Origin of the sequence: Mesorhizobium sp. M2A.F.Ca.ET.046.03.2.1 (assembly GCF_003952425.1) — a bacterium.
GTDB lineage: Bacteria > Pseudomonadota > Alphaproteobacteria > Rhizobiales > Rhizobiaceae > Mesorhizobium.
Map to the genome: position 1 here is coordinate 5,453,366 of NZ_CP034449.1, position 24,972 is coordinate 5,478,337.

13 protein-coding genes are annotated in these 24,972 nt (G+C 65.0%); 3 read left to right on the plus strand and 10 right to left on the minus strand.

Annotated features, from left to right (window positions below; genetic code table 11):
* Positions 1-20: 20 nt before the first annotated feature.
* Positions 21-524 (plus strand): gluconokinase, encoded by a 504-nt coding sequence (locus EJ072_RS26000; protein ID WP_245466992.1) that lies wholly within the window; start codon positions 21-23, stop codon positions 522-524.
* Between the two features lie 12 nt (positions 525-536).
* On the opposite strand, the gene EJ072_RS26005 is transcribed toward EJ072_RS26000, so the two are convergent.
* From EJ072_RS26005 to EJ072_RS26050, 10 genes are all read right to left on the minus strand, one after another.
* A complete protein-coding gene (locus EJ072_RS26005) occupies positions 537-1,682 on the minus strand; it encodes a hypothetical protein (protein WP_126081923.1) in 1,146 nt (381 codons plus the stop codon).
* Between the two features lie 139 nt (positions 1,683-1,821).
* Positions 1,822-2,271, minus strand: a complete 450-nt coding sequence (locus tag EJ072_RS26010; RefSeq protein WP_040970141.1) for an Rrf2 family transcriptional regulator — start codon at positions 2,269-2,271, stop codon at positions 1,822-1,824.
* A 251-nt stretch (positions 2,272-2,522) separates the two neighbouring features.
* Entirely contained in the window at positions 2,523-3,509 is a 987-nt protein-coding gene (locus EJ072_RS26015) for a sulfate ABC transporter substrate-binding protein (RefSeq protein ID WP_126081924.1), read from the minus strand.
* 205 nt (positions 3,510-3,714) lie between these two features.
* The gene (locus EJ072_RS26020; RefSeq protein WP_126081925.1) at positions 3,715-4,755 is read right to left on the minus strand and encodes a sulfate/molybdate ABC transporter ATP-binding protein; all 1,041 of its coding nucleotides are present in this window, start codon (positions 4,753-4,755) and stop codon (positions 3,715-3,717) included.
* A 69-nt stretch (positions 4,756-4,824) separates the two neighbouring features.
* Positions 4,825-5,709 carry a sulfate ABC transporter permease subunit CysW gene (gene cysW / locus EJ072_RS26025; protein ID WP_126081926.1) on the minus strand — a complete coding sequence of 295 codons (885 nt, stop codon included), beginning with the start codon at positions 5,707-5,709 and terminating at the stop codon, positions 4,825-4,827.
* The gene (cysT, locus tag EJ072_RS26030) at positions 5,702-6,553 is read right to left on the minus strand and encodes a sulfate ABC transporter permease subunit CysT (protein WP_126081927.1); all 852 of its coding nucleotides are present in this window, start codon (positions 6,551-6,553) and stop codon (positions 5,702-5,704) included. The genes cysW and cysT overlap by 8 nt, the downstream gene beginning before the upstream one ends.
* Before the next feature lie 65 nt (positions 6,554-6,618).
* Complete coding sequence (locus EJ072_RS26035; protein WP_126081928.1) at positions 6,619-7,647, minus strand: sulfate ABC transporter substrate-binding protein; 1,029 nt, start codon at positions 7,645-7,647, stop codon at positions 6,619-6,621.
* A gap of 209 nt (positions 7,648-7,856) precedes the next feature.
* The gene (locus EJ072_RS26040) at positions 7,857-8,609 is read right to left on the minus strand and encodes a M15 family metallopeptidase (protein WP_245466993.1); all 753 of its coding nucleotides are present in this window, start codon (positions 8,607-8,609) and stop codon (positions 7,857-7,859) included.
* Between the two features lie 211 nt (positions 8,610-8,820).
* Positions 8,821-10,911, minus strand: a complete 2,091-nt coding sequence (pbpC, locus tag EJ072_RS26045; RefSeq protein WP_126081930.1) for a penicillin-binding protein 1C — start codon at positions 10,909-10,911, stop codon at positions 8,821-8,823.
* Positions 10,912-10,986: 75 nt separating this feature from the next.
* Entirely contained in the window at positions 10,987-16,467 is a 5,481-nt protein-coding gene (locus EJ072_RS26050) for an alpha-2-macroglobulin family protein (RefSeq protein ID WP_126081931.1), read from the minus strand.
* 277 nt (positions 16,468-16,744) lie between these two features.
* Between EJ072_RS26050 and EJ072_RS26055 the strand changes: the two genes are divergently transcribed.
* Positions 16,745-18,673 (plus strand): autotransporter assembly complex family protein, encoded by a 1,929-nt coding sequence (locus EJ072_RS26055; protein ID WP_126081932.1) that lies wholly within the window; start codon positions 16,745-16,747, stop codon positions 18,671-18,673.
* 2 nt (positions 18,674-18,675) lie between these two features.
* Positions 18,676-24,729 (plus strand): translocation/assembly module TamB domain-containing protein, encoded by a 6,054-nt coding sequence (locus EJ072_RS26060; protein ID WP_126081933.1) that lies wholly within the window; start codon positions 18,676-18,678, stop codon positions 24,727-24,729.
* Positions 24,730-24,972: the final 243 nt, after the last annotated feature.

Consider the following 24,972-nt stretch of genomic DNA (forward strand, 5'->3'; position numbering starts at 1 on the left):
GCGCAAGACCGCAGCTTCGCATGACCGATCTTCGGACGGCGCCGGCCATCGTCGTGATGGGCGTTGCCGGTTGCGGCAAGACGGCCGTCGGCGAAGCGCTTGCCGGGGCTCTTGGCGCCGACTTCATCGAAGGCGACCGGCTGCATCCGCCGGAGAATGTGGCGCGCATGGCGCGCGGCGAGCCGCTGACGGATGCGCTGCGCGAGGGCTGGCTCAACGCCATCGGCGCGCGCATCGCGAGTTCCGTTGCCGAAGGGCGGAATGCGGTGGCGGCGTGCTCGGCGCTGAAGCGGACGTATCGCGACAGGCTGAGCCGCTTTTGTCCGGAGGTCGTCTTCCTTTACCTCAAGATCGATCGCGAGACCGCCTGGCGACGGGTCGCCAATCGCAAGGGTCATTTCATGCCCGCAAACCTGGTCGACAGCCAGTTCGCCACGCTGGAAGAGCCTGCCGCGGACGAGCGGGCGGTGACGGCCGACGGGACGCGAAGTGTCGCCGGGATCGTAAAAGAGATCATCCGCTAGATCGGTTGGTATTCATGCGCCGTCATTGCCGATTGCGGCCTCGGTTGGCCGCTCGGTCAGCCGCGTGGCGCTCGACCAGGCCATCATCTGCTCCGGACAGAGTTTGAGCGTTTCCAGCATATGGTCGCGCTTCGACAGGATGTATCCCGCCTGGACCGCAAGGTTCTTCGCCGCTGTGTCCCCCGCCGGCAATGCGGGCGCTTGCGTGCCTGCGCTCAGCTCGCTGACGATAGCCCGGTACTGGCGGAAAGGGATCGTCTCGATCGTCGCCATATGAAACAGCGCAGCACCCGCGCGTGCGGCGAAGTTTGCCGGCGCCGAGGCGAGGTGGGTCCAGCCACGTTCGCCCATGGCGGCCTCGGCGAAGGCGGAGCCGGCATAGATGGTGTTGGTCATCAGCACCACGCCATTTGCTTTCAGGACCTTCTGGATGCGCGTGGTGACCTGGTATGCGTCGGTGCGCTCAAAGACGATTCGGCTTTTCAGGAAACGGTTCTCGACCTTGACCAATGGCGGATTGATGACGCGCAAGCCGAATTCGCTTGGCGAAAGACCGTGGTACCGCGCGCTTACCTGATGGGCATCGACGCCGGCCTCATGCAAGGCGCGCTTGCCCATGATCGTCTGCGCCGTGAACTGGTCGCACCATATGATGACGCCGCGCCCGTTGCGCAGGGCTTGGTGTAGAGCCTCGAGGCCTTCGAGGCGGATCGCCGGCGACCAGCGCCAGCCGGCAACGAGATGCGCAGCAAGCGTCAGCCGCCGGCGGTGAACGGCGGCAAGCTGCGCTTCGAACATTCTTCGCGTGTCGACAGTGTCGCCGAGCACCGCCTTCACCGCTATGTCGTAGCGGGCGAACTCCTTGCGGAAATGCCGCTTGCGCCGGAGCCCCGACACCCGGCCGCAGATGGGTTCCCACGACGAGACCGGCAGCAGCGCCGCGACGCCAAGATAGAAACAGGACAGCAGGCTCTCGCGCAGGTCCCGATTAGCGAAGCGGCGCAGTTTTCCGGGGCGGATTACCTTGCGGCTGAAGAAGCGAACGGTTTCGTTGCGCTCCGGCACCGGCACGTCGGCGATGATCTCGGTGCGATAGATGTCGTTCGACGTTGGCTGCCGGCTGGCCCTGCGGGAATTGCCAAGCCAAGGCAGCCTCATGCGTCAGAGCCCCGTTCCACTTTTTAGATGGAGCATGATCTTGTCCGAAAACCGGTACCCACTTTTCCGGATCGTGCTCCGCTTTACTGCGTCGAAAGCAGACAAGCAAGCAAGGGGCCTCTGTCGAGGGCGAGCCGTTTCAGATCTGCGAAGTGAGCTCTGCCGGGAAATCGTCGTTGTCGGCGTCGCGCATGGCAGCGAGGCTGCGGTTGTCCAGCACCTCGGCGATTGCCTGGCGCACTTCCAGCATCATGTGGCGGACCTGGCATGTCGCCTCGTCGCAATCCTCGCAACGCTGGTATTGGGTGCGGCTGGCGCAAGGGATCGGCGCCAGCGGTCCGTCGAGCACGCGCACGACATGGCCGATCTTGATCTCGGAAGCGGGCCGGGCGAGGCGATAGCCGCCTTCCTTGCCCTTGCGGCTCTGGACGAAGCCGGCATTGCGCAGCTCGCCCAGGATCGCATCCAGGAATTTCTTCGGGATGTTGTTGGCGACCGCAATGTCGTTGACGAATGCAAGCTGGCCAGCCGGCAGGCTGGCAAGATGCACAAGGGCCTTGAGGCCGTATTTGCCTTTTTTGGTCAGCATGCCCGATTCAATTCATCAAACCCCAATCGCCCTGCATCTGGCGGTTGTTTGTGTGCAAATCATGACAGTTTGACCGTCGAACGCCCTCTGGCCCAACAATTTGCCGGTGCAGCTTAGGCACAAACGCGTTGATTCTTCGTAACGTTTTTCACGTTGGGGCCGCGATTTCCCCCGCGAACTCATGCAGCCCCGCTTACAAGAAGAAAGCCGGCAAAGCCGGCCTCCTTGCGCTTCCTGATTGTGGAGCCCTTTCAGCGGGCGCCATAGGCCTGATCGAGCAGCCCGCCTGCGGCAAAATGCTCTTTCTGAACCTTGTCCCAACCACCGAATACCTCATCCACCGTCAGCAGGCGGACGTCCGGGAAGTCGGCCTTGTGCTTGGCGGCGACCGTCGCATCGCGAGCCCGCAAGCCGTTCTCGGCGGCAATCTCCTGGCCATCCGGCGTGTAGAGGAAGTCGAGATAGGACTTGGCGAGATCGCGGCTGCCATGATCGTCGGCGACCTTGTCGACGATCGCCACCGGGAACTCGGCCAGCAGGCTGACCGAAGGGGTGACCTGTTCGAACTTGTCGTCGCCATATTCCTTGCGGATGCCGCGCGTCTCGGACTCGAAGGTGATCAGCACGTCGCCGATCTCACGCTGGACGAAGGTGGTGGTGGCGGCGCGGCCGCCGGTGTCGAAGATCGGAACGTTGTTGAAGAGCTTGGTGATGAACTCCTTCACCTTGGCATCGTCACCCTTGAAGGCCTCCTTGGCGTAAGCGGTGGCGGCGAGATAGGTGTAGCGTGCATTGCCCGATGTCTTCGGGTTTGGGAAGATCACCTGCACGTCGTCACGCACCAGATCGTTCCAGTCCTTGATGTGTTTCGGGTTGCCGGCGCGCACCAGGAAGGAGGGCAGGGAAAAGAAGGGCGACGCGTTGTCCGGAAAATCCTTCTGCCAATCGGCCGAGACGAGGCCCTTCTTGACCAGGAAGTCGACGTCGGTGACCTGGTTGAAGGTGACGACATCGGCGGCAAGACCTTCGGCGATGGCGCGCGCCTGCGCCGAGGTGCCGGCATGCGACTGATCGATGGTGACGCCGGGATGCTTGGCGATGAAGGCCTTGTTGATGTCGACGAACAACTCGCGGCCGACATCATAGGATGCATTCAAAAGTTTGTCGGCCGACCAGGCTTGGGAGGACGCGAGGACGAGACCGGCAACAGCTGCGATGCCGAGCAATAGACGCTTCATGAAAACAGGCTCCTTGGAAATGAATGAAGCTATAGCGAGACCATAGTCGGGAATGCCTGAAGCGACGAGGCACGCGCTCCGACAGGCGGGGGAGGGTCTAGAAAATATCTCGCCGAAACAGCTCTTTGCTAGGATTTTCTTCCAAGCTGACTCTTGAACAGCGCCAGACTGGGGCGCTGGAGCAGGAGTCAGGGCCAAAGGTAGCTCAGGCGGTGGGGAAAAGCTTCCAGCGCCGCGGCCTGAAGGCGACGCGGCTCTTCTGCGCGGCGGGATGGTCGACCGGAAGCTCGATCTCGACGCGCTGGCGCTCGCCGCCGATCTCCAGCTCGACGCGCCTTGTGCCTGCGACGCGGCGGCTGGCGGCGACCGTGCCGGCTATGCAGCCGCTGCAGCCGTCGAGCAGATCGACATCATGTGGGCGGAAGTAGAGGATTGCATCGCCGGAGGGCGCATGCGGCGCCTCAAGGCCGATCGGCCGGTCGGCGATCCAGACCTCGCCGTTCTCGACCTTGACCGGCAGCGAGCTGGATTCGCCGATGAAGGAGTAGACGAAGGGCGAGTTCGGCGTGTCATAGATGTCGTCGGCGGTGCCGACCTGCTCGATGCGTCCCTGGCTCATGACGACAACGCGGTCGGCGAGTTCCAGCGCCTCTTCCTGGTCGTGCGTGACGAAGACGGTGGTGTGACCGGTGCGGTCGTGGATCTCGCGCAGCCAGCGCCGCAGCTCGCGGCGAACCTGCGCGTCGAGCGCGCCGAAGGGTTCGTCGAGCAGAAGCACCTTGGGCTCGATCGCCATGGCGCGGGCCAAAGCCACGCGCTGGCGCTGGCCGCCGGAAAGCTGCGCCGGATAGCGCTTTTCCAGGCCTGACAGCTGGACGAGGTCGAGCAGTTCCAGCGCCCGGCGGCGGATTTCCTGCGCCCGCGGCCTGGCGGCGCCGTGCCGGACCTTCAGGCCGAAGCCGATATTGTCGGCAACCGTCATGTGACGGAACAGCGCGTAATGCTGGAAGACGAAGCCGACGTTGCGTTCCTGGATCGACTTCTGCGAAGCGTCTTCCTCGCCGAAGAAGATCGCCCCCTTGGTCGGCCGCTCCAGCCCGGCGATCAGGCGCAGCAGCGTCGTCTTGCCGGAGCCCGATGGGCCCAGCAGCGCGATGAGCTCGCCGGACTTGATGTCGAGCGACACGTCGTGGAGCGCCGGAAACCGCTCAAACTCCTTGCGCACGTTGACGACGCGAACTTCCATAGAATGACCTCTGTTAGTTGATGCATGTCATTATCCCAAAACCGCTACACACTTCTGGGTGACATGCATCTAGTGTCCGCGTGTCGCGGCGATCTCGGCGCCGTAGCGCATCTCGAGAAGTGTTTTCAAGACCAGCGTCACCAGAGCGAGGCCGGCGAGCAGCGAAGCGACCGCAAAGGCGCCGACGGCATTGTACTCGTTGTAGAGGATCTCGACATGCAGCGGCATGGTGTTGGTTAGGCCGCGTATGTGGCCCGACACCACCGAGACCGCGCCGAACTCGCCCATGGCGCGCGCATTGCAGAGCAGAACGCCATAGAGCAGCCCCCATTTGACGTTGGGCAGCGTCACATACCAGAAGGCCTGCCAGCCGCTGGCGCCGAGCGAGAGCGCCGCCTCCTCGTCGCCATTGCCTTGTTCCTGCATCAGCGGGATCAACTCGCGCGCGACGAAGGGGAAGGTGACGAAGACGGTTGCCAGAACGATGCCTGGCACGGCGAACAGGATCTGGATGCCATGCGCCTTCAGCCATTCGCCGAGCAGTCCTTGAGCGCCGAACAGAAGCACATAGACCAGGCCGGAAATGACCGGCGAGACCGAGAAGGGCAGGTCGATGAGCGTAGTCAGGAACGCTTTCCCCTTGAACTCGAACTTGGCGATGGCCCAGGCAGCCGAAAGGCCGAAGACGAGATTGAGCGGCACCGAGATCGCCGCCACCAGCAATGTCAGGCGGATGGCGGAACGCGTGTCGGCATCGCTGAGCGATTGGAAATAGGCGCCGACGCCCTTGGCGAAAGCCTCCTTGAACACGATGATCAGCGGCAACAGCAGGAAGATGCCGAGAAAGACCAGCGTGACGGTCGTCAGCGTGATGCGGACGGGACGGCTTTCCGTGACCGCGGCCGACTGGCTCTCGTGGTGCGGTTCATAGGACTTGATCTCGGGATCAGCCATAGCGCTTGCGGCTCCATGTCTGCACGAGGTTGATGAGGAGCAGCATGGCGAAGGACAGCGCCAGCATGATCGCGGCGATCGCGGTCGCGGCCGGATAGTTGTACTCCTCCAACCGGATGACGATCAGAAGCGGCGCGATCTCGGATTTGTAGGGCAGGTTGCCGGCGATGAAGATGACCGAGCCGTATTCACCGACGCCACGCGCGAAGGCGAGCGAGAAGCCGGTGATGATGGCCGGCGCCAAGCTGGGCAGCAGCACACGGGTGATGATCTGGAAGCGGCTGGCGCCGAGCGTGGCGGCGGCCTCCTCGACCTCCTTGTCGAGCTCTTCCATGATCGGCTGTACAGTGCGCACGACGAAGGGCAGGCCGATGAACACCAGCGCCACGATGATGCCGAGCGGCGTGTAGGCGACCTTGAGGCCGAGCGGCATCAGCAATTTGCCGAGCCAGCCGGTCGGTGCATAGAGCGTGGTCAGCGCGATGCCGGCGACCGCGGTGGGCAGCGCGAAGGGCAGGTCGACCATGGCGTCGACGACGCGGCGGCCGGGGAAACGGTAGCGGACCAGCACCCAGGCCACGAGCGTGCCGAACACGACATTGACGGCGGCCGCGATGAAGGCCGTGCCGAAGCTGATTTCGAGCGCCTTGAGGGTGCGCCGGTCGGTGGCCAAGGCCCAGAAATCGGTCCAGCCGAGCGCGGCCGAACGCCAGATCAGCCCCGAGAGCGGGATAAGGATGATGAGCGTGAGGTAGGCAAGCGAGAAGCCGAGCGTCAGTCCGAAACCCGGAATGACACTCGGCTGTCTGAATCGCCACCCCGCGTGAGCGGGTGCTGTGGTCATGCTGTTCTGGATCGTCCCTTCTTACTCAACCAGATTGCAGTCGCCAGTTTTCGAGGCCCGGCCTCTCACTGCGCCGGCTTGTAGATCTGGTCGAATATACCACCGTCGCCGAAATGGTAAGGCTGCGCCTTCTTCCAGCCGCCGAATTGCGGGTCGTCGATGGTGACGAGCTTGATAGCAGGCAGTTTGGCGAGGTCCTCGGCCGGAACCAGTTCGGGCTTGGACGGACGATAGTGGTTCTTGGCGATGATGGTCTGGCCTTCCTTCGAATAGAGCCAGGAAAGATAGGCCTCGGCCACCTTGCGCGTGCCTTTGGCGTCGACATTGGCGTCGACCACAGCGACGGGCGGCTCGGCCAGGATCGAGGTCGGCGGGTAGACGATGTCGAAATTGTCGGCGCCGAATTCGTCGAGCGCCAGATAGGCGTCGTTCTCCCAGCCGATCAGGACGTCGCCCAGGCCCTTCTGAGCAAAGGTGACTGTCGAACCGCGCGCGCCGCTGTCGAGCACCGGGGCGTTGGCATAGAGCTTGGCGACGAATTCCTTGGTCTTGGCCTCGTCGTTGCCGTCATGCGCGTTGGCGTAGGCCCAGGCCGCCAGGTAGTTCCAGCGCGCACCGCCGGAGGTCTTCGGGTTCGGCGTGATCACCTGGACGCCGTCCTTGACCAGATCGCTCCAGTCGTGGATGCCCTTGGGGTTGCCCTTGCGCACCAGGAAGATGATGGTCGAAGTGTAAGGTGCTGAATTGTTTTCGAATTTCTTGCGCCAGTCGGGATTGATCTTCTTCGACTTCGAGACGATGGCGTTGATGTCGCCTTCGAGCGCCAGCGTCACCACATCGGCGTTGAGGCCGTCGATCACCGCGCGGGCCTGGGCGCCCGACCCGCCATGCGACTGCTGGATGGTGACCGTCTCGCCGGTCTCGGCTTTCCAGTGCGCGGCGAAGGCCTCGTCATAGGCCTTGTAAAGCTCACGTGTCGGATCGTAGGACACGTTCAAAATGGTCGTATCGGCAAACGCGAAACCGAGCGTGCCGAACTGGACAGATGTGGCGACCAGCGCGCCGAGCAGTTTCCTGAAATGAGGTTTGGTCATTCCCGCCTCCGTTGAACTGCTGCGAACCCTAGCGAGTTTATAGAATTTAGATGCATTGAATGTTGCCTTTTTCGCCTCCTAGAAGCAATTTTTCGCCGTATGTCCGTCGATCGAAGAAATATCTTCCTCAAGCCGGCGACACCATGAATCCTTGCCAGCCCGCCTAATTAGAACCGGCGACGGTTTGGGCAAGGCTGGATGGTTCCCGGTTAAGGCGCTGTGACCGGAAAATCGAAGCGCTGTTTTGGAAAAGGCTCTTTGGCGAGGGTGAAGTGCCACCATTCGCGCGCGTAGTTGCGGAAGCCAGCGGCGTGCATGGCGGCAAGCAGCATCTTGCGGTTCGCCGCCGCCTTGGCGGGGAGCGGGCGGTGCGCCGTCTCGCTCATCGGATCGAAGCAGTCGAAACCGGTGCCGAAGTCGAGCGTGGTGCCGTCAGGCGCGCCGCAGGCCGGGTGAACCGCGCTGGTGGCGTCGGCGATAGCGAGGTCGACGGTCGAGCCGCGCGAATGGCTGGACAGCTCGCCGATATAGCCCTTGGCGATAAGATCGCCACGCCGGACGGTCGGATACCACTGCGGATCCGGCGGGCCGGCTTCTCTTGTCCATCTGACCATGTCGGCAACGGCGCGGGCGGGCCGGTAGCAGTCGAAGACGATCAGCGTCAGGCCTTTGGCGGTCATGGTTTTCTGGACGCTGGACAGCGCCTTCGCCGCTTGCGTGGTCAGTACGCAGACGGGCGCGTTATAGCCGTCGACCTTGCGGCGCAGGAAGTTTTCGCGGCCGGCGTAGCGGATGTCCTGGCGGATGGTCGAGTCGACATCGGCGAGCCTGACGAAGCCGACGGGGAGGGAGGCGGCGCGGGCCGGGGTGGGGGTTGCGGATAGGAGAGGCAGCGTTGCGGTTAGAGCAGCTCCTAATGCAAAGGTATGGCGCGAGGCCCCCCTCTCTGCCCTGCCGCGCATCTCCCCCTCAAGGGGGGAGATTGGCGGTGTCGGCGCTGCGCCCATCTTTCCTGTGTTGAAGATTAGCGAAAGCCGCCGAGCGAATAATCTCCCCCCTCGAGGGGGAGATAGCCGGCAGGGCAGAGAGGGGGGCCTCGCGCCAAACATCAAGGGAGAAACTCCCCGCGCCGAAGGCTTAAGAAGCGCACCCCGCAGAATCGCTTGCCGCATCCTATTCAACGAAAACCTTCACGCTCGCCGCCCGGCCGGCGGCGTCGATTACCGTCAGCGTCGAATAGCCGGTGCCGTCGGGCTGCCAGGTCGCGGTGCGGCGGCGGTCGATGCCGGCGAGCGGCCTGCCGTTGGCGAGCCAACGGAACGGCGCGCGGCCGCCCTGCAGCTTCAGCACCAGCGGCGTTGCGTCGGCTGAGTTGGTGCCGAGGTCTACGCGGGCGCCATTGGGCGGGAAGATGATGGTCGGCGCCGGCTCGGTGGCGGTGGCCTGCACCAGGCCGTCGGCGCCGGCGCCGAAGCGGGCGAGCGTCACCGGCAATTCCTCGCGCTTGGGATTGAAGACACCCGGCGGCCGGCCGGGCAGCGGCACGCTGGCGAGGCCGGAACGGACGAAGCCTTCGAATAGGATGGGTGCGGCGGAGACATAGCCCGACAGGCCGGGGACGGGGCTGGCATCGGCGCGGCCGACCCAGACGCCCAGCACGTAGCGGCCGTCGAAGCCGACGGACCAGGCATCGCGATAGCCATAGGAGGTGCCGGTCTTGTAGGCGATGCCGTGCTGCATGGCGCCTTCTGGCGGCTTCACGCCGGACAGGATGTCGTTGATCTGCCAGGCCGCCTGGTCGTCGAGGATGGTGGCTGTGGTGCGCTCGGTATTGGCCGGCTCGGTGCCGTCATGCAGCGTGTGCATCTTCCCGCCATTGGCGAGCCCGGTATAGAGCTGCACCAGGTCGCGCAAGGTCACGCCGACGCCGCCAAGGCCGATCGCCAGGCCCGGCGCTTCGTTGGGCGGCAGGATCGGGTTGACGCCGGCCTGGCGGAAGCGTGCCGTCAGCCGCGCCGGGCCGACGGCGTCGAGCACCCGGATCGCCGGCACGTTGAGCGACAATTGCAGCGCCTGGCGGATAGAGACGTCGCCCTGGTAGCCCATGTCGAAATTCTTCGGCCGGTAGCCTCCGAAATCGGCCGGGCTGTCCTCGATGATCGTCTCCTGCGCCACCAGCCCCTGCTCGAAGGCCAAGCCGTAGATGAAAGGCTTCAGCGTCGAGCCGGGTGAGCGCACCACCCTGGTCATGTCGATCCAGCCGGAGCGGCTGGCGTCGAAGAAATCGGCCGAACCGACCTCGCCGAGGATGTCGCCGGTGCGCGCATCGGCCATCACCATGGCGATGGAAAGTTTCGGGCCAAGCTTCCTGGCGGCATCCCTTGCGACCTGCTCCAGCCCTTGCTGCACACTCCGGCGGATGGTGAGTTGCAGCGGCCTGCCGGGCACGGCCTTGGGCAGCATGGCGTAGGAGGCGTGCGCGGCCAGCGCCGGCAGTTTTCTGCGCAGGCCGGAGACGTCGTCTAGCGCCGCGCGCTGCGCTTCGCGTTCGCCGAGCAGGCCGGCCGAGACCATGCGGGTCAGCACGCGGTCGCGCGCGGCGTGCGCGATGCCGAGATTGCGGTCGGGCCGGCGCTTTTCCGGCAATTGCGGCAGCGCGACGAGGAGGGCGGCTTCCGAGACTGTGAGGCGCTTCGGCTCCTTGCCGAAATAGGCGAGCGAGGCGGCGCGCACGCCCTCGAGATTGCCGCCATAGGGCGCCAGCGTCAGATAGCGTTCGAGGATTTCCTGCTTGGAAAGCCGCCGCTCGATCTGGATGGCGCGCAGCATCTGCTTGAGCTTGGAGCCGAGGCTGCGGCTGTCGCGCGGCTCGATCAGCCGGGCGAGCTGCATCGACAAGGTCGAGCCGCCGGAGACGATATGGCCGCTGGTGACGAGCTGGCCGGCGGCGCGGCACAGCGCCAGAAGGTCGACGCCGCGGTGGTCCCAGAAACGTTTGTCTTCATAGGTGACCAGCATGTCGACGAATTGCTTGTCGACCTGGTCGAGCCGGGTCTCGAGCCGCCAGTAGCCGTCGGGCGTGGCGAAGGCGCGCAGCAGTTGGCCGTCGCGGTCCTGGACTTCGGTGGAGACCGTCAGCTTTGCCGGCAGCGGCGGCGGGAAGGCGCGGTCGAGTTCCCAGAGCGCGGCGAGGGAAAGTGCCGCGAGGCCGGCAAGCGAGATGCCTGCGATCGCGGTGCGTCTGAGAAATTTCCTGGAGAGCATGGCGCTGCCCCTCATCCGCCTGCCGGCACCTTCTCCCCGTATAGGGACGGGGAGAAGGATAGACCGGCGACCTCGCTATTCCGCCTTCACCTCCATCACGCCGGTGGCGGTGCGGGCCGAATATTGCGGCCGGTACATGTCCTCCACCGTCGCCGCCGGATGGGCGTAGGTGCCGGGTGTCACGGCGCGCACGACATAGGCCAGCGTGATGTTGCGGTCGCCGTCGCCTTCATTGGGATTGAAGGCGGCGACGAAGCGGTCGTCGCGGAACTCCAGATGCGCGGCGTCGGTCTGCGCCAGCCAGGAGAAGTTGGACAATTGCGCGCTGGAAACCAGGCTCGGATTGTCGATCTCGAAGCCGGCCGGCAACAGATCGGTGATCAGCAGCCGCGACGGCCACTTGTTCTGCTCGTAGATCTTGAGCACGACCACATAGCGCTCATTCTGCCTGGCTTCGGTGACGTTGGCCTCGGTGCCGTCGAGCTTGTAGTAGGTGCGATCAATGGTGAAGCCGTCGCCGCCGGCGGGCAGTGGATCGACCGGCGCGGCGACCGCGGTCACCACCGCCTGCAGCGACGTCGCGCCGGTGTTGGCGATGGTAAGCGGGCTGTCGACCAGGTCACCGCCGGCGACCTGGTCGGAATAGCCGCCCGAATGCGGCGCGCCATTGACGGAAAGCGTGATGGAATCATTGCCTTCCTTCAGCGCCCGCGCGGCAAGCAGCATCCAGGATTCGTCCTGCGTGCTCGTCCAGCGGGCATCGGCGCGCGCCACGCCGACCAGCTTGATCAGTTGCGGCATGATGCTGGGCACCGGCTTCGATTCCGCCGCCAGCGCCAGTATCGCCGCGCCGTCACGCAGCCGCGAGCCATAGTCGGAGCGGTACCAGTCGTAGTCGGTTTCAGACTGCGCCAGCCGGAGCGCCGTCTGGAAGGTCGATTCCGAACGCTGCGTGTCGCCGTAGAGCGCCAGGCTCGCCGCAAGTTGCGCGACCGCCATCGGGCTGGAGAAAGCTTCGAGCTGCGTGTCGGCGTAGTAGCGCAGGTCGCCTATCGAGGCCTCCTTGTTGCGGGCGAGCACATAGAGCGCGTAAGCGATATCGCTGCCCTTGTCCTGGACGTCCTGGTCGTAGCCTAGCGAGTTCTGCAGATTGTTCAGCGCCTGGTTCATCGCCAGCGCCGGCACATCGTACTTTTCCTCGCGCGCGCGGGTCAGGAACTCGCTGACATAGGCATCGAGCCACAGATCGCCGGAGCCCGGCCCCCAGAGGCCGAAGCTGCCGCTCGACGACTGATAGGAGAGCACCTTGTAGATGGCGTCCTGGATGCGTTGATGCAGGTCAGGGTCGCTCTCCATGCCGATGCTCTTGGCCATGTCGTTGACATAGAGCAGCGGCATGGCGCGGCTGGTGGTCTGCTCGGCGCAGCCATAAGGGTAGCGATCAAGGCTCATCAGCAGCGACGGCACGTCGAGCGCGGACGACTGCGAGACGCCGACGCTGACCGAAGCGCCGTCGAGCACGCTGGCGGCAAGCAGCTCCTTGTCGACCCGCAGCGAGCCGCCATGCGGCTTCAGGTCGACAACCATGCGGTTAGTGACCGGAAGCTGCGCCGGCCGCACCGGCAGATAGAGCGTCTGCTCGACCTGCGTGCCGTCGGCATGGGCGAGCTTGATGGTGATGGAGGCGTCGCCCGCGGTCTTCGCGACCAGCGGGAAGGTGAGCGACTGGCGCTTGCCCTGGGCGAGCGTCAGTTTTTCCGGCAACGGCTTGTCGCCGGTCGAAAGGTCGCCGGTGGTGGTGACGGACAGCGCGTAGTCGCCGGCCGGGCCATCGGTGTCGGCTATGTCGAGGCGCATGGTCGCCACATCGCCCGGCGCCAGGAAGCGCGGCAGGCCGGCGGTGATCACCACAGGATCGCGCACGATGACGTCGGTCTGGGCATGGCCGACGGCTTCCTTGGTCCAGGCGACCGCCATGACGCGCACGGTGCCGTTGAATTGCGGGATGTCGAAGTCGATCCGCGCCTTGCCGTTGGCGTCGAGCTCGACCGGGCCGGAGAAGAAGGCGACCAGCTTTTCGGTCGGCGGGCTGCCTTGCGCCTGCATGTTGGCGCCGTCGCCACCGGTGCGTATCTTGCCCATCGTGCCGAGCGAGCCGTCGATCAGGCGGCCATAGAGATCGCGGATCTCCAGCCCCAGCATGCGTTGGCCAAAGAACCAGTCCTCCGGATCGGGCGCCTTGTAGTTGGTGAGGTTGAGGATGCCGACGTCGACGGCAGCCACCATCACATAGGCGTTTGTGCCCGGCTGAGCGCCGTTCACCGCGACCGGGATTGACAGCTGCTGGCGCGGCAGGGTCTTTTCCGGCGGCGTCAGCGAAACTGCGAGCTTCTTCGAACCCGGGTCGACCGACAGCCACTGGATGCCGATGGCGCGGGCCGGCATGCGCGATTCCTGCGCGTCGCCGGGCCGGAACAAGGTCGCCGTGACATAGGCACCGGCGCCCCAGTTTTCGCCGACCGGAATGTCGACAGTGCTGCCGCCGGCCGGCACCGAAGCGGTGACGGTCTTCAACAGCTTCTCGGCGCCGATCGTGACCAGAAGTTCGCCGGCAAAATGCGGCGAGATCTTCAGCTTGGCGACTTCGCCGGTGGCGTAGCTGTCCTTGTCGAGGGCGATCTCCAGCCCATCGGGTGTCTCGGTGGTGGTCGAGGCGACGTACCAGCCGGCGTCGAATTCATAGCTGGTCGCCGGACCATCCGGGTCAGCCGTCTCGACCTCGAGACGGTAGCGGCCCCAGTCGACGGGCAGCGACACGGTCGCCTCGCCATCGGCCTTCAGATCGACCGAGCCATTGGCGACGGCCTTGGTGAGGTTCACTGCCTCGTAGTTCCAGGAATTGTTGGAACGGTACCACTGATAGTTCCGCTCGACCTTGACCAGCGACCACTGGGCGCCTTTCAGGTCCTCGCGCTTGCCGTTCGGATCGACGGCGATGATGCTGAATTTGGCCGTTCCGCCTTGCGGCACTTCATCGCCTTCGAAATCCGGGCGAATGCCGATGACATCGCGCTGCGGCCGAACGCCGATGTCGAGCGAGCGCTCGACGGCGCGGCCGCCGGCTTCGCGCATGCGCACCGTGACCTTGGCGTTGACCAGCTTGGTGGTCGACGGCAACTGGTCGATGGTGATCGGGAAGGTCGCCTTGCCGTCGTCGCCGACGATCGGAAGATTGGCGAGGGGCGTCACGGTCGGCTCGCTCGACTGCTCGTCGGCGAGGCCGAAGGTGAAGTCCTTGAAGCTGTCCCAGTTGCTCGTGGTCGACAGCGTCATCTCGCCTTCCAGCGCCAGGCCCGCGGCCGGCGCGCCATAGAGGAAGCGGCCGTCGACGGTGGCATTGGCGGTCTCGCCCTGGGCGATCTCCTTCTTGTCGGCCGTCAGGTCGAATTCGATGCGATCCGGCACGAAGTCCTCGACCAGGAACATCTGGCTGGCGACCGGCGACTGCTTGGGATCGGTGTAGATCGACACCGTCCAGGTGCCGCGCATGGCGTTGGCCTCGAGCGGCAGGTCGACGGCATGGCCGCCGGCGGACTCGCCATTGCTGACGATGCGCCGGTTCTCGACGCCGTCGGGACGGGTGAAGATGAAGGTCAGCGGCAGGTTCTCGACCGCTTTTGCCGCGCCGTCGCGGGCAAGCGCCGCGACGTGAACATCCTCGCCTGCGCGGTAGATGCCGCGCTCCGTCCAGGCATAGACGTCGAGCGCGCCGGGCGAGGCGCGCCCTTCGACGCCGCGATCCGACAGGTCGAATCCGGCTTTGCCCATGTCGAGGAAGACGAAGTCGTTGTCGCCCTGCTTGGCCATCAGCACGGCCGGCACCATGCCGTTTTCGCCGCGGGTGAGGCCTGGATTGAAGACGGCGTGGCCTTCGGCGTCGGTGGTCGCCGTGCCGAGGATCTCGTTGTTCCTGGCAAGCAGCGTCAGTTCGGCGCCGGAAATCGGCTTGGCCGAGCCCAGCGAACGGGCAAAGACGTTGAGACCGTCCTGGCCGGTATAGGTGGAAAGGCCGATGTCGGAGACCACGAACCACTGCGTGGCGCGCGAGCCGTAATCGTCGCTCTTGTCGTCGACCGGCTGCGCGGTCAGCACATAGACGCCGGGCTTGCGCTGCGGGATCGCCTCGTCAACCGGGAAAGAGGTGGTCACCTCCTTGTTGAGATCGTTGGCGATGTCGAGCGTGCCCGACCAGACGGGCTCGCCCATCTGGTCGGAAATGGTGGAAATATCGTAGCCGTCGAGCTGATGCAGGAACTGATAGCCGGACAGAAGTTGCGCCAGCGAACGATCACCGATGCGGTAGAGCGTCATCTTGGCGGCGTTCATGTTGACCGTCACGACTGGAATGCCGCGACGGGCGCCGGCCGGCAGCACGAAGCTGTCGCCGGTGAAGCGGGCGGACGGAGCGCGGTCCTGGACATAGATCGACAGCACGACGGGCGCGGCGATCGTTTCACCGATCGCCGCCGGCAAGCCGGCGCGGAAGGTCACGTCATAATGCTGGCCGTGTTCCAGGCCCTCGACGCAAATCTGCTTGTCCTTGGCCTCGACGGCCTTGGGCGCGGCGTTGTCGACGGTCACGAACTGCGCATAGTCGACGCCGGTCTTGACCAGGTCCTCGGAAAACTGGGCGCAGATGCGCGGCGAGGAAGAATCGGCGTCGACGGTGTGCTCGACGACGCGGAAACCCTTGCGCGCCTTGAGGTCGGCATAGTCGGCCTGGACGGCCGGCGAGCTCACCAGCGCAAGGCTCGCCTCATAGGCCTGCAGCGACGGCCGGTAGAGATCGCGCTTGTCGAGACCGGCGCCAAGCAGCGCCAGCGCCTCGGCGCGGGTCTTTGCCGTGCGCACCAGCTTGTAGGCGTTGAAGGCCGCCGACGTGGCGTTCATCGGGAAAGTCGCGGGTTCGTTGGTGTTCGACGCCGGCTCCACGGCCAGTATCTCGCGCGCCAGCGCCAGCCAGAGCGCGCCGTCATCGGGCAGAACGGAGATCGCGGCCTGGTATTTCTGCATGGCAAGGCGATGATCGCCGGTTAGCGAGGCCTGCTCGGCGGCGGCCTGCAGGGCAGCAAGGCCCTCGGTCGGCTTGTCATAGGCCGGATCGGTCAGCTTGTTGCGGAACTGCTGGGCCTGGTCGGCCATCCAGTTCGGGAAAAAGGCCAGAGCCGGCGGAGCGCCGATATCTGGGTCGCCATCGACATTCGCGACCTTGCCGGCAACGGCGCCGGTGAAGGATTTCAACTGGTTATAGTCGGATTTGAGAAAGCACCACTTTGCCTTGGTGTTGTAGGTGAAGGCGCGGCAGGCGGTATCGCCAAGGCACGTGGTCTTGCATTGGTCGAGGCTGACATTCTGCTCCGACCTGAGGTCGAAACCGAAATAGTCGGAATTGTCGGTCGTCACGATTCGCCGGGCTTCGGCCGCAAGGGCCGCCCCGCCCAGGGCGAAAAAGACGAGAAGAAGGAAAGAGAAACCACGAGCCGCGCGCATTGCCATACCACCCTCCAGACATCGCCAGCGTCCGGGCATGATCAAGCTTCGTGCAGGCTTGTCAACGCCGGAGCGCCGCGGGTTTTTCACCTGCGAACGGTTTCCATGCCGGCCAAAGGCCGGTATTTCGACAGAACCTCTGTGAGACGGATCACACTTTCTTGCGGAATCGCAAAAGGTGTGAATTCCAAGCCCGGTCTATTTCAGACAATTGGATTGTGGCCCCTTTACGAACGTTTCGGAACTTCATTCCAATTTTAGTTTTGTCGACTAGGTTGTCTTAATGCCGGCGCATGAAACGCAGATGTCAGGAGGGGTCGCGCCAGGGCGCGGGCTTCCGCGCGCCCTGCTTTTCGCGCTGTTTTGCGCTGCAATTCTGGCGGGCGAGGCGCGTCCGGCGGCGGCTTTCGAGATTTTCGGCATCAAGCTCTGGGGCTCGTCCAAGGACGAGGATGCCGACATCGTCGATCCGCTTCGCTATTCCGTGACGCTCAATGCGCCTGATGCCGACAAGGATCTGGTGAAAAGGCTCGAAAACGCCTCGGCGCTGAAGAATGACGAGGACCATCCGGTGTCGGGATCGCTCGGCCTGATGGCCAAGGCGCGCGGCGACCGCGAACAACTGGTCGCCGCGCTCTACGCCGATGCCCGGTATGAAGGCGTGGTCACGATAACGATCGAAGGCAAATCGATCGACGAATTGCCGCCGGACGCCGAATTCAAGGGGCCGCAGCCCATTCCGGTCGTCATCAGCGTCGCGCCCGGGGCGAAATTCACATTGGGCAATATCCGGCTGAAGGGCGATGCCGCGGGGCTGGCGAGCGCCGATTTCGGGCTGATCGCCGGCGGCGATGCCGGCTCCGGCGCCGTGCTCAAGGCCGAGGCCCTGATTGTGCGGGCGCTGAAGGACGAGGGCAGGCCGCTTGCAAAGATCACAGACCGCGAGATAGTCGCCGAGCATGCAAGCTCGACGCTGGACGTCACGCTCACGGTGGCCGCCGGCCCGGTCGCCGCTTATGGCGACACGACAGTCGAGGGCACGGAAAAGGTCGATCGCGACTTCACCGAATACATGACCGGGCTGAAGCGGGGCCAGCAATATTCGCCGCAGGAGATCGACGATGCCCGCGACCGGCTGCTCGGCCTCGAGGTCTTCAACAGCGTGACCATCAAGGAAGGCGACAGCCTCGACGCCAACGGCAATATCCCGATCGACGTCCAGGTCAGCGAGCGCAAGCCGCGCTTTTTCGGCCTCGGCGGCACGTTTTCGAATACCGAAGGGCTCGGGCTGGAAGGCTATTGGGGACACCGCAACCTGTTCGGCCAGGCCGAGAAGCTGCGTATCGACGGGTCCATCAGCGGCATCGGCAGCAACAGCCTTTCGGCGCTCAACTACAATGCCGGCGTCATGTTCGAGAAGCCGGGCGTGCTCGGGCCGACGTCGAAATTCTTCACCGGCGTCAAGACTGTGTTCGAGCACCCCGATGCCTATGACCATTTCTCGGTCAAGGGCGACGTCGGCGTTTCCTACGACCTCGACAAGCAGCAGCGGGTCTCGGCCGAATTCGACCTCGACTATTCGCGGATCACCGACGCTTTCGGCAAGCATACCTACCTGATCGCCAGCGTGCCGCTGCAATATGTCTTTGACAACCGCGACAACAAGCTGAACCCGACCAGGGGGTTCCGCTTCCTCGCCTATGCCGAGCCGAGCTATGACATATTGAACGGCGCGACCTTCCTGAAGCTGAAGGGCGAGGGCTACACCTATCAGTCGCTGGACACGGCAAGCCGATTCGTGCTGGCCGAACGCGCAACGCTGGGCTCGATCGTCGGCACCGGCCTGCAGAACGTGCCCGCCGACCGGCGCTTCTATTCCGGCGGCGGCGGCTCGGTGCGCGGTTATTCCTACCAGGGCATCGGCCCGAAGGATATTGACGGCCAGCCGATCGGCGGCTTGTCCTTCTTCGAAACCTCGGTGGAGATGCGTATCGGCGTCACCGACACGGTCGGCATTGTTCCGTTCGTCGATGCCGGCACGGTCTCGATCAAATCCTTCCCGGATTTCTCGGGTGTTAAGGTCGGCGCGGGCGTCGGCCTGCGCTATATTACCCCGTTCGGGCCGCTTCGCATCGACGCGGCGGTGCCGCTCAACCGCGATCCGGGCGATCCGCATTTCGGCATCTATGCCGGCATCGGCCAAGCGTTCTGACGATGAAGATTTTCTGGCGCATCCTCCGCATTATTATCTACACGCTGCTCGTCCTGCTGGTGGTGGCTATCGGCGCTCTCGTCGTCCTGACCGGCACCGAAGGCGGCCGCCAGAACCTCGCCGGCCTGATCTCGAAGATGGCCTCGAGCGAGGACCGGAAGATTACGGTCGCTGGCATCGAAGGCATCTGGTCGGGGGCGCTCAGGGTCGATCATGTCGTGCTGGAGGACCGCGCCGGCCCCTGGATGGTCGCACGCAACGTGGCGCTCGACTGGTCGCCGACGGCGCTGCTCTCCCGGAATTTCAATGCTGACCGCTTCGCCGCCGAGCGGATCGAACTGGCGCGGCTGCCGCAGCCGAGCCAGCAGCCATCGCAGGGCGGCTCGTCCAGCCTGCCGGTGTCGATCGACGTGAGGCAGATCGACCTGCCGGAGATCGCGCTCGGACAGGAGCTTGCCGGCAGCGGCATCGCCGAACTGGCCGCCAAAGGCTCGCTCAGGGCCGATCCCTCGCCGCTGGCGATCGAGAGCGTGCTCAATGTCTCCCGCCATGACGGCAAACAAGGCAATGTCGACGCCAAGATCCATTTCGCGCCGGCCGACAACAAGCTCGACCTCGATCTCAAGGCGTCGGAGCCGGCCGGCGGCATCATCGCCAATCTGCTCAAGCTGCCGGATGCGCCGCCCGTCAACATCGTCGTTTCCGGCAGCGGGCCCTTGGCCAATTGGAGCGGTGTCGGCACCTTCATGGTCGATGGCCAGATCATCAGCCAACTGACCGGCCGGCACCAGCTCACCGACAAGGGCCACCGCATCGAGGCCAAGGGCGACGGCCAGTTCGAAGCGTTCCTGCCGGAGAAGATAAAGTCGCTGTTTGCCGGCAAGACGAGCTTCGACGTCGCCGGCACGGCGACCACGGCGGGTGGGATCGATATCGAGCAGGCCATCATCGAGAGCGACTCCGTGCATGGCACCGCAACCGGCAACGTCGATCCGAAGGGCGCCAGCGACCTGGCCGTCGAGCTTGCCGCCAAGGACAAGCCCGTCACCATCGATGTCGGCAATAGCGCCGTGCCGATCCTGGTCGCCGTCGAGAAGGCCACGGTGCGCGCCTTCGGCGACGGCAAGGCGCCGATGGTCGATATCGGCACGTCGCTCACCTCGGTCGCCGTCGGCGGCACCCAACTCAACAATATCACCGGCGCGATCCATTCCGACGGCTTCGACATCGAAAACCGCAGCGGACCGGTCAGCATCAAGCTTGCCGCCGCCGGGCTGAAGACCGACGTCGCCACGCTGGCGCCGCTGGTGACCGGGAAGCTCGCCGCCGATCTTTCCGGCACGATCAGCCGCGAGTCCGTGGCCATCGACAAGGGCACCTTGCGCAGCGATGCGCTCAATGCCGGGCTGACGGCAAATGTGGCGCTCGCCGACCTGTCGATGACGCTGAAGATGAATGCCGACGCCGATTCCAAGGCATTGCCGCCGCAGATCAGCTCGCTGCTCGGCGAGCGGGTGAAATTCTCGGCCAGCGCCACGCGCGATCCGCAAGGCGCGTTCGCCGCCAACTCGCTGGAGATCAGCTCCGGCTCGCTCAGCGCCAGCGGCACCGGCAGCATGCAGGGATCGGACCTCCAGGCCAGCGTCAAGGGCACGTTGGGCGACGTCTCGCCGCTGTCGTCGCTTGCCGGCACACCGCTTGCGGGCGGGGTCAACTTCGCTCTGAGCGCAAGCGGTCCGCGTCTGGCGCCGGATTTCACCGTGTCGGCAGACAGCACCAGCCTGACGGCGGCGGGCCGCACCGTGAAGGACATCAAGCTCTCGGCCAAGGGCAAGGCCGATGTCGCCAATCCGACCGCCGATATCTCGCTGACCGGCAATGCCGAGGGGCAGGCGCTCGACATCGAGGCTTCGCTGGTGACCGCCGACGGCAAGCGTTCGATCAAAGGGCTCAGCCTGGCGCTCGGCGACAACAAGGTGTCGGGTGATCTCGCGCTCGACGACAAGTTCCTGCCGCTCGGCACGCTGACGCTTGCCGTGCCCGATATCGGGCCGCTCGCCGCGCTGGCAAACCAGACCGCCACAGGCGACATCAACGGCACGATCGTCTTTGCCAAGGAGGGCGAGGCGCCGACCGTCACTATCAATGCGGCCAGCACCTCGATCGCGCGGGGCGACCTGGCGGCGAAAGCCATCACCGTCAACGCGCTGATCGCAAACTATCTCAAGGGGCCGGCGATCTCGGGCACGATCAAGGCCGACAATGTGACCTCCGGCGGCACGGTCATCAGCGGCATCGGCATCGATTTGAAGCGCGATGGCGACTGGACCAACTTTACCGGCGGCGCCACGGCGTCCGGCATTCCGGCCACCGCCACCGGGCGGGTAAAGATCGCCGACGGCACGACAAGCGTGGAAATCACGTCCGGCGAGGCGACGGTGCGCGGCATCAAGGCGGCCATCGCCGAGCCATCCCGCCTTTCCATCGCCAATGGCGTGACGACAATCGAGAAGCTCGCGCTCAACCTCGGCGGCGGCTCGGCGACGGTTTCCGGCAGCGCCGGTGAGACCCTGGACCTGACGGCCAATCTCGCCAACCTGCCGGTGGCGCTCGGCAATGATTTCGTGCCCGGCCTCGACGGGGCCGGAACGCTTGAGGGCACCGCGCACGTCACGGGTCCATCGTCCAACCCCGACGTTCAGTTCAACGCCAAGGTGGCGGGCGCCGAGACCAGCCAGACCCGGCAGGCGGGGCTCGGGCCGCTGGATCTCAATGCTGCTGGCAGCTACACGCTGGCGGGCGGCGTCGCCCTGGACCACGCCACGCTTTCGGGCGACAAGATTTCAGGCAAGGCCGCCGGCACCCTCAATCCCAACGGCGCCAGCGACTTCTCCCTCGACCTTTTATCATCGGGGCCTAGCCTGCCGTTGACGCTCGGCCGCGCAGACAGCCCGGTCAAGATCGAAGTCCAGTCCTTGTCGGCAAAGATGGCGGGCGAAAGCACGCAAGCGCGGCTCGATGTGTCCGCCATCCTGCCGTCCATCGTCGCCAGCCAGGGGAAGGTGGATGGTCTCACCCTGGCGCTGCATTCGGATGCCTTCGACCTCAAGGGACGGGCAGGCCCGGTCTCCGGCACGGTCTCGCTGGACAGGATCGGCCTCGACAATCCGTTGATCGCACCGCTGATCGCCGGCAAGGTGGTCGCCAAGGTCAATGGCCGGCTGGCTCCAGATTCGGTCGCCGTCGACAGCGGCTCGCTGACCAGCGATGCGCTCAACAGCCAGGTTGCCGGCCGGGTATCGCTGGGCGACGGCGCCGTCGACTTTAATATGAAGGCCGAGGTCGCGTCTTCGGCCTTGCCGGCAGCGGTGCGCGGCATGCTGGGCGAGACGGCGCAGTTGAGCGCCGCGCTGAAGCGCGATGCCGATGGCAATGTCAATATCGACGGCCTCAAGCTCAATTCAGGCGCGCTTAGCGCCGATGGCCAGGCGAGCCTTGCCGACGGCAAGCTGGCCGCCGGGATCAGAGGCGCGTTGAGCGATGTTTCGGGGCTCTCGAAGGACGCCAAGGGCGCCATCGCTTTCGCCCTCAACGCGCAAGGCCCGGTCGCCGCGCCCGACCTGTCGATGACGGTGGACAGCGACCGGCTCCTCGTGGCGGCGCGCGAGATCACCGGACTGAAGCTGACGGCCACCGGCAAAGCCGATGCCGCCAATCCGGCAGCCAATGTGCAGCTCACTGGCAATGTCGCCGGGCAGAATTTGCAAGGCAGCGCCGCGCTCGCCACCACCAATGGCAGCCGCGCGATCAACGGGCTTTTGCTGTCCCTCGGACCGAACAAGTTTTCCGGCGATCTCGTGCTCGACGATGCTTTCGTGCCGGTGGGCACCGTTTCGCTCGACCTGCCAGATATCGGACCGCTCGCTGCGCTGGCCCTGGAAAAGGCCGAAGGCAATGTGCGCGGCACGATCGCCTTTACCAAGGCGGCCAACGGGCCGAATGTCGCGGTCAAAGCGAACACCTCGGAGATCAAGCGCGGCGATCTCTCGGCCAGGAATGTCGCCATCGACGCGCAGATCGCGAACTATCTGGCAGCACCGGTGATCGCCGGCACGGTGCGGGCGGAGAGCGTGACTTCCGGCGGCACCGCCATCACCGGCATCGATGTCGATCTCAAGCGCGACGGCGACTGGACCGGTTTTTCCGGCGGGGCCACCGTCAAGAACATCCCGGCCAAAGCCGCCGGGCGCGTGAAAGTGGCGAACGGAACCACGACCATCGAGCTCGCCTCCGGCCAGGCGACCGTGCAGGGCATCAAGGCCGCGATCGCGCAGGCCTCGACGGTGACCGTCGCCAATGGCGTGACCACGCTCGACCGGCTGGTGCTCAACCTCGGCGGCGGCACGGCAACGGTGACGGGCAAGGTCGCGCAGGCGCTCGACATCAACGCCAACCTCGCCCGGGTGCCGATTTCGCTCGCCAACAGTTTCTCGCCGGGTCTCGACGCGGCCGGCTCGATCTCGGGCACGGTCAAGGTGACCGGCCAGCCTTCGACCCCCTCGGTCGCCTTCAAGATCGATGCCGCCGGCGTGCAGACCTCGCAGACGCGTGGCGCCGGCCTTGGCGGCATGAATGTGTCGTCATCCGGCACTTTTGCCGGCAACAAGCTCGCCTTCGACGCCAACATCAGCGACGGCGCCGGCCTCGGCCTCAAGGGCGGCGGCTCGGTGACGACGGCGGGCACGCCAACCTTGGCGCTCGATTTCAACGGCAAGGTGCCGTTCTCCTTCCTGGCCGCAAAGCTCGCCGCGCAAGGGCTGGCGCTCAACGGCATCGCCAATGTCGATGTGCAAGTGCGTGGTCCTGCATCCGCGCCGGTTATCAGCGGCAAAGTCACGACATCCGGCGCGCGCCTCATCGATGCGCGCTCCGGCCTGGCGGTGAACGACATCGCCGCCGAAGTCTCGATCGGCGGCGGGGTGGCCAGGATCAACCGCCTGACCGGCACACTGTCGACGCGCGGCAGCCTGTCGGCGAGCGGCACCGTGGGCATCAATCCGGCGCAGGGCTTCCCGGCCGACCTGTCGATCAAGCTCACCGACGGCCGCTACACTGACGGCCGGGTGGTGACCGCCAATCTCGGCGGCGACCTGACCGTCAAGGGGCCGCTCGTCTCGGCGCCGGTGGTGGCTGGCACGATCAACCTGGCGAGGACGGTCATCACCGTCCCGGAAAAGCTGCCGGGGTCGCTCTCGGCGCTGGATGTGAAGCACAAGAACGCTCCGGCGTCCGTGCGGGCGCAGGACAAGGCACTGCGCCCGGCGACGTCCGGCGGCAGCAGCAACAGCGGCAGCGGCCTGACGCTTGACGTGACTGTCAACGCGCCGAACCAGATCTTCATCCAGGGCAGGGGCGTCGATGCCGAACTCGGCGGCTCGCTGAAGCTGACAGGCCCGGCTTCGGCGCCCAGGGCGATCGGCACCTTCACCCTGCAGCGTGGACGGCTGATCATCCTTTCCAAGCGACTGACCTTCACCGATGGCACGATCGGGTTCCAGGGGTCGCTGGTGCCCTATCTCAACTTGACGGCGACCACCACGACGAGCACCGCCACAGTCACGGTCGTCGTCTCAGGCGAGGCGACCAATCCGAAGTTCACGTTCTCCTCCGTGCCGGCGCTGCCCCAGGACGAGATCCTGGCACAACTCATCTTCGGTCAATCCATGTCCAAGCTGTCGCCGCTGCAGATCGCGCAACTTGCGAGCGCCGCCGCGCAACTGGCCGGCATCGGCGGTTCGACCTCGTTGCTCGAGAACCTGCAAAGCGCCATCGGCGTCGATGATCTCGACGTGACGACGGATGAGAAGGGCGGCACCGCGGTTTCGGCCGGCAAGTACCTCAACGATCGCACCTATGTGACGATACAGAAGGGCGACAAGCCAGGCTCCGGCAAGGTGACGATCGACCTCAATGTCGGTCGCGGGGTTAAGCTGCGCGGCGAAGCCAATGACGCCGGCGAGGCCAAGGGCGGCGTCTTTTACGAACGCGAATATTGAGGTTGTGCCGGGCCGGATTGGCCAAGGCGAACCGGGGGCGACCGCCGGTACGGGGCTGCTATCCTTATAAAATGTATTGATTTAATGGCCCGCGGGAATTTTTTAGGGAATCCGCGTCGCGATAACAAATTTGCGTCAAGACTGTCGCTATCACGCGAACCGGGTTGCAGCCAAAGATGCACATTCCCTGGCATGTTCCTCCTCCATACCGTCTTTTTGACAACGCGGTCCGGATGCGGAATG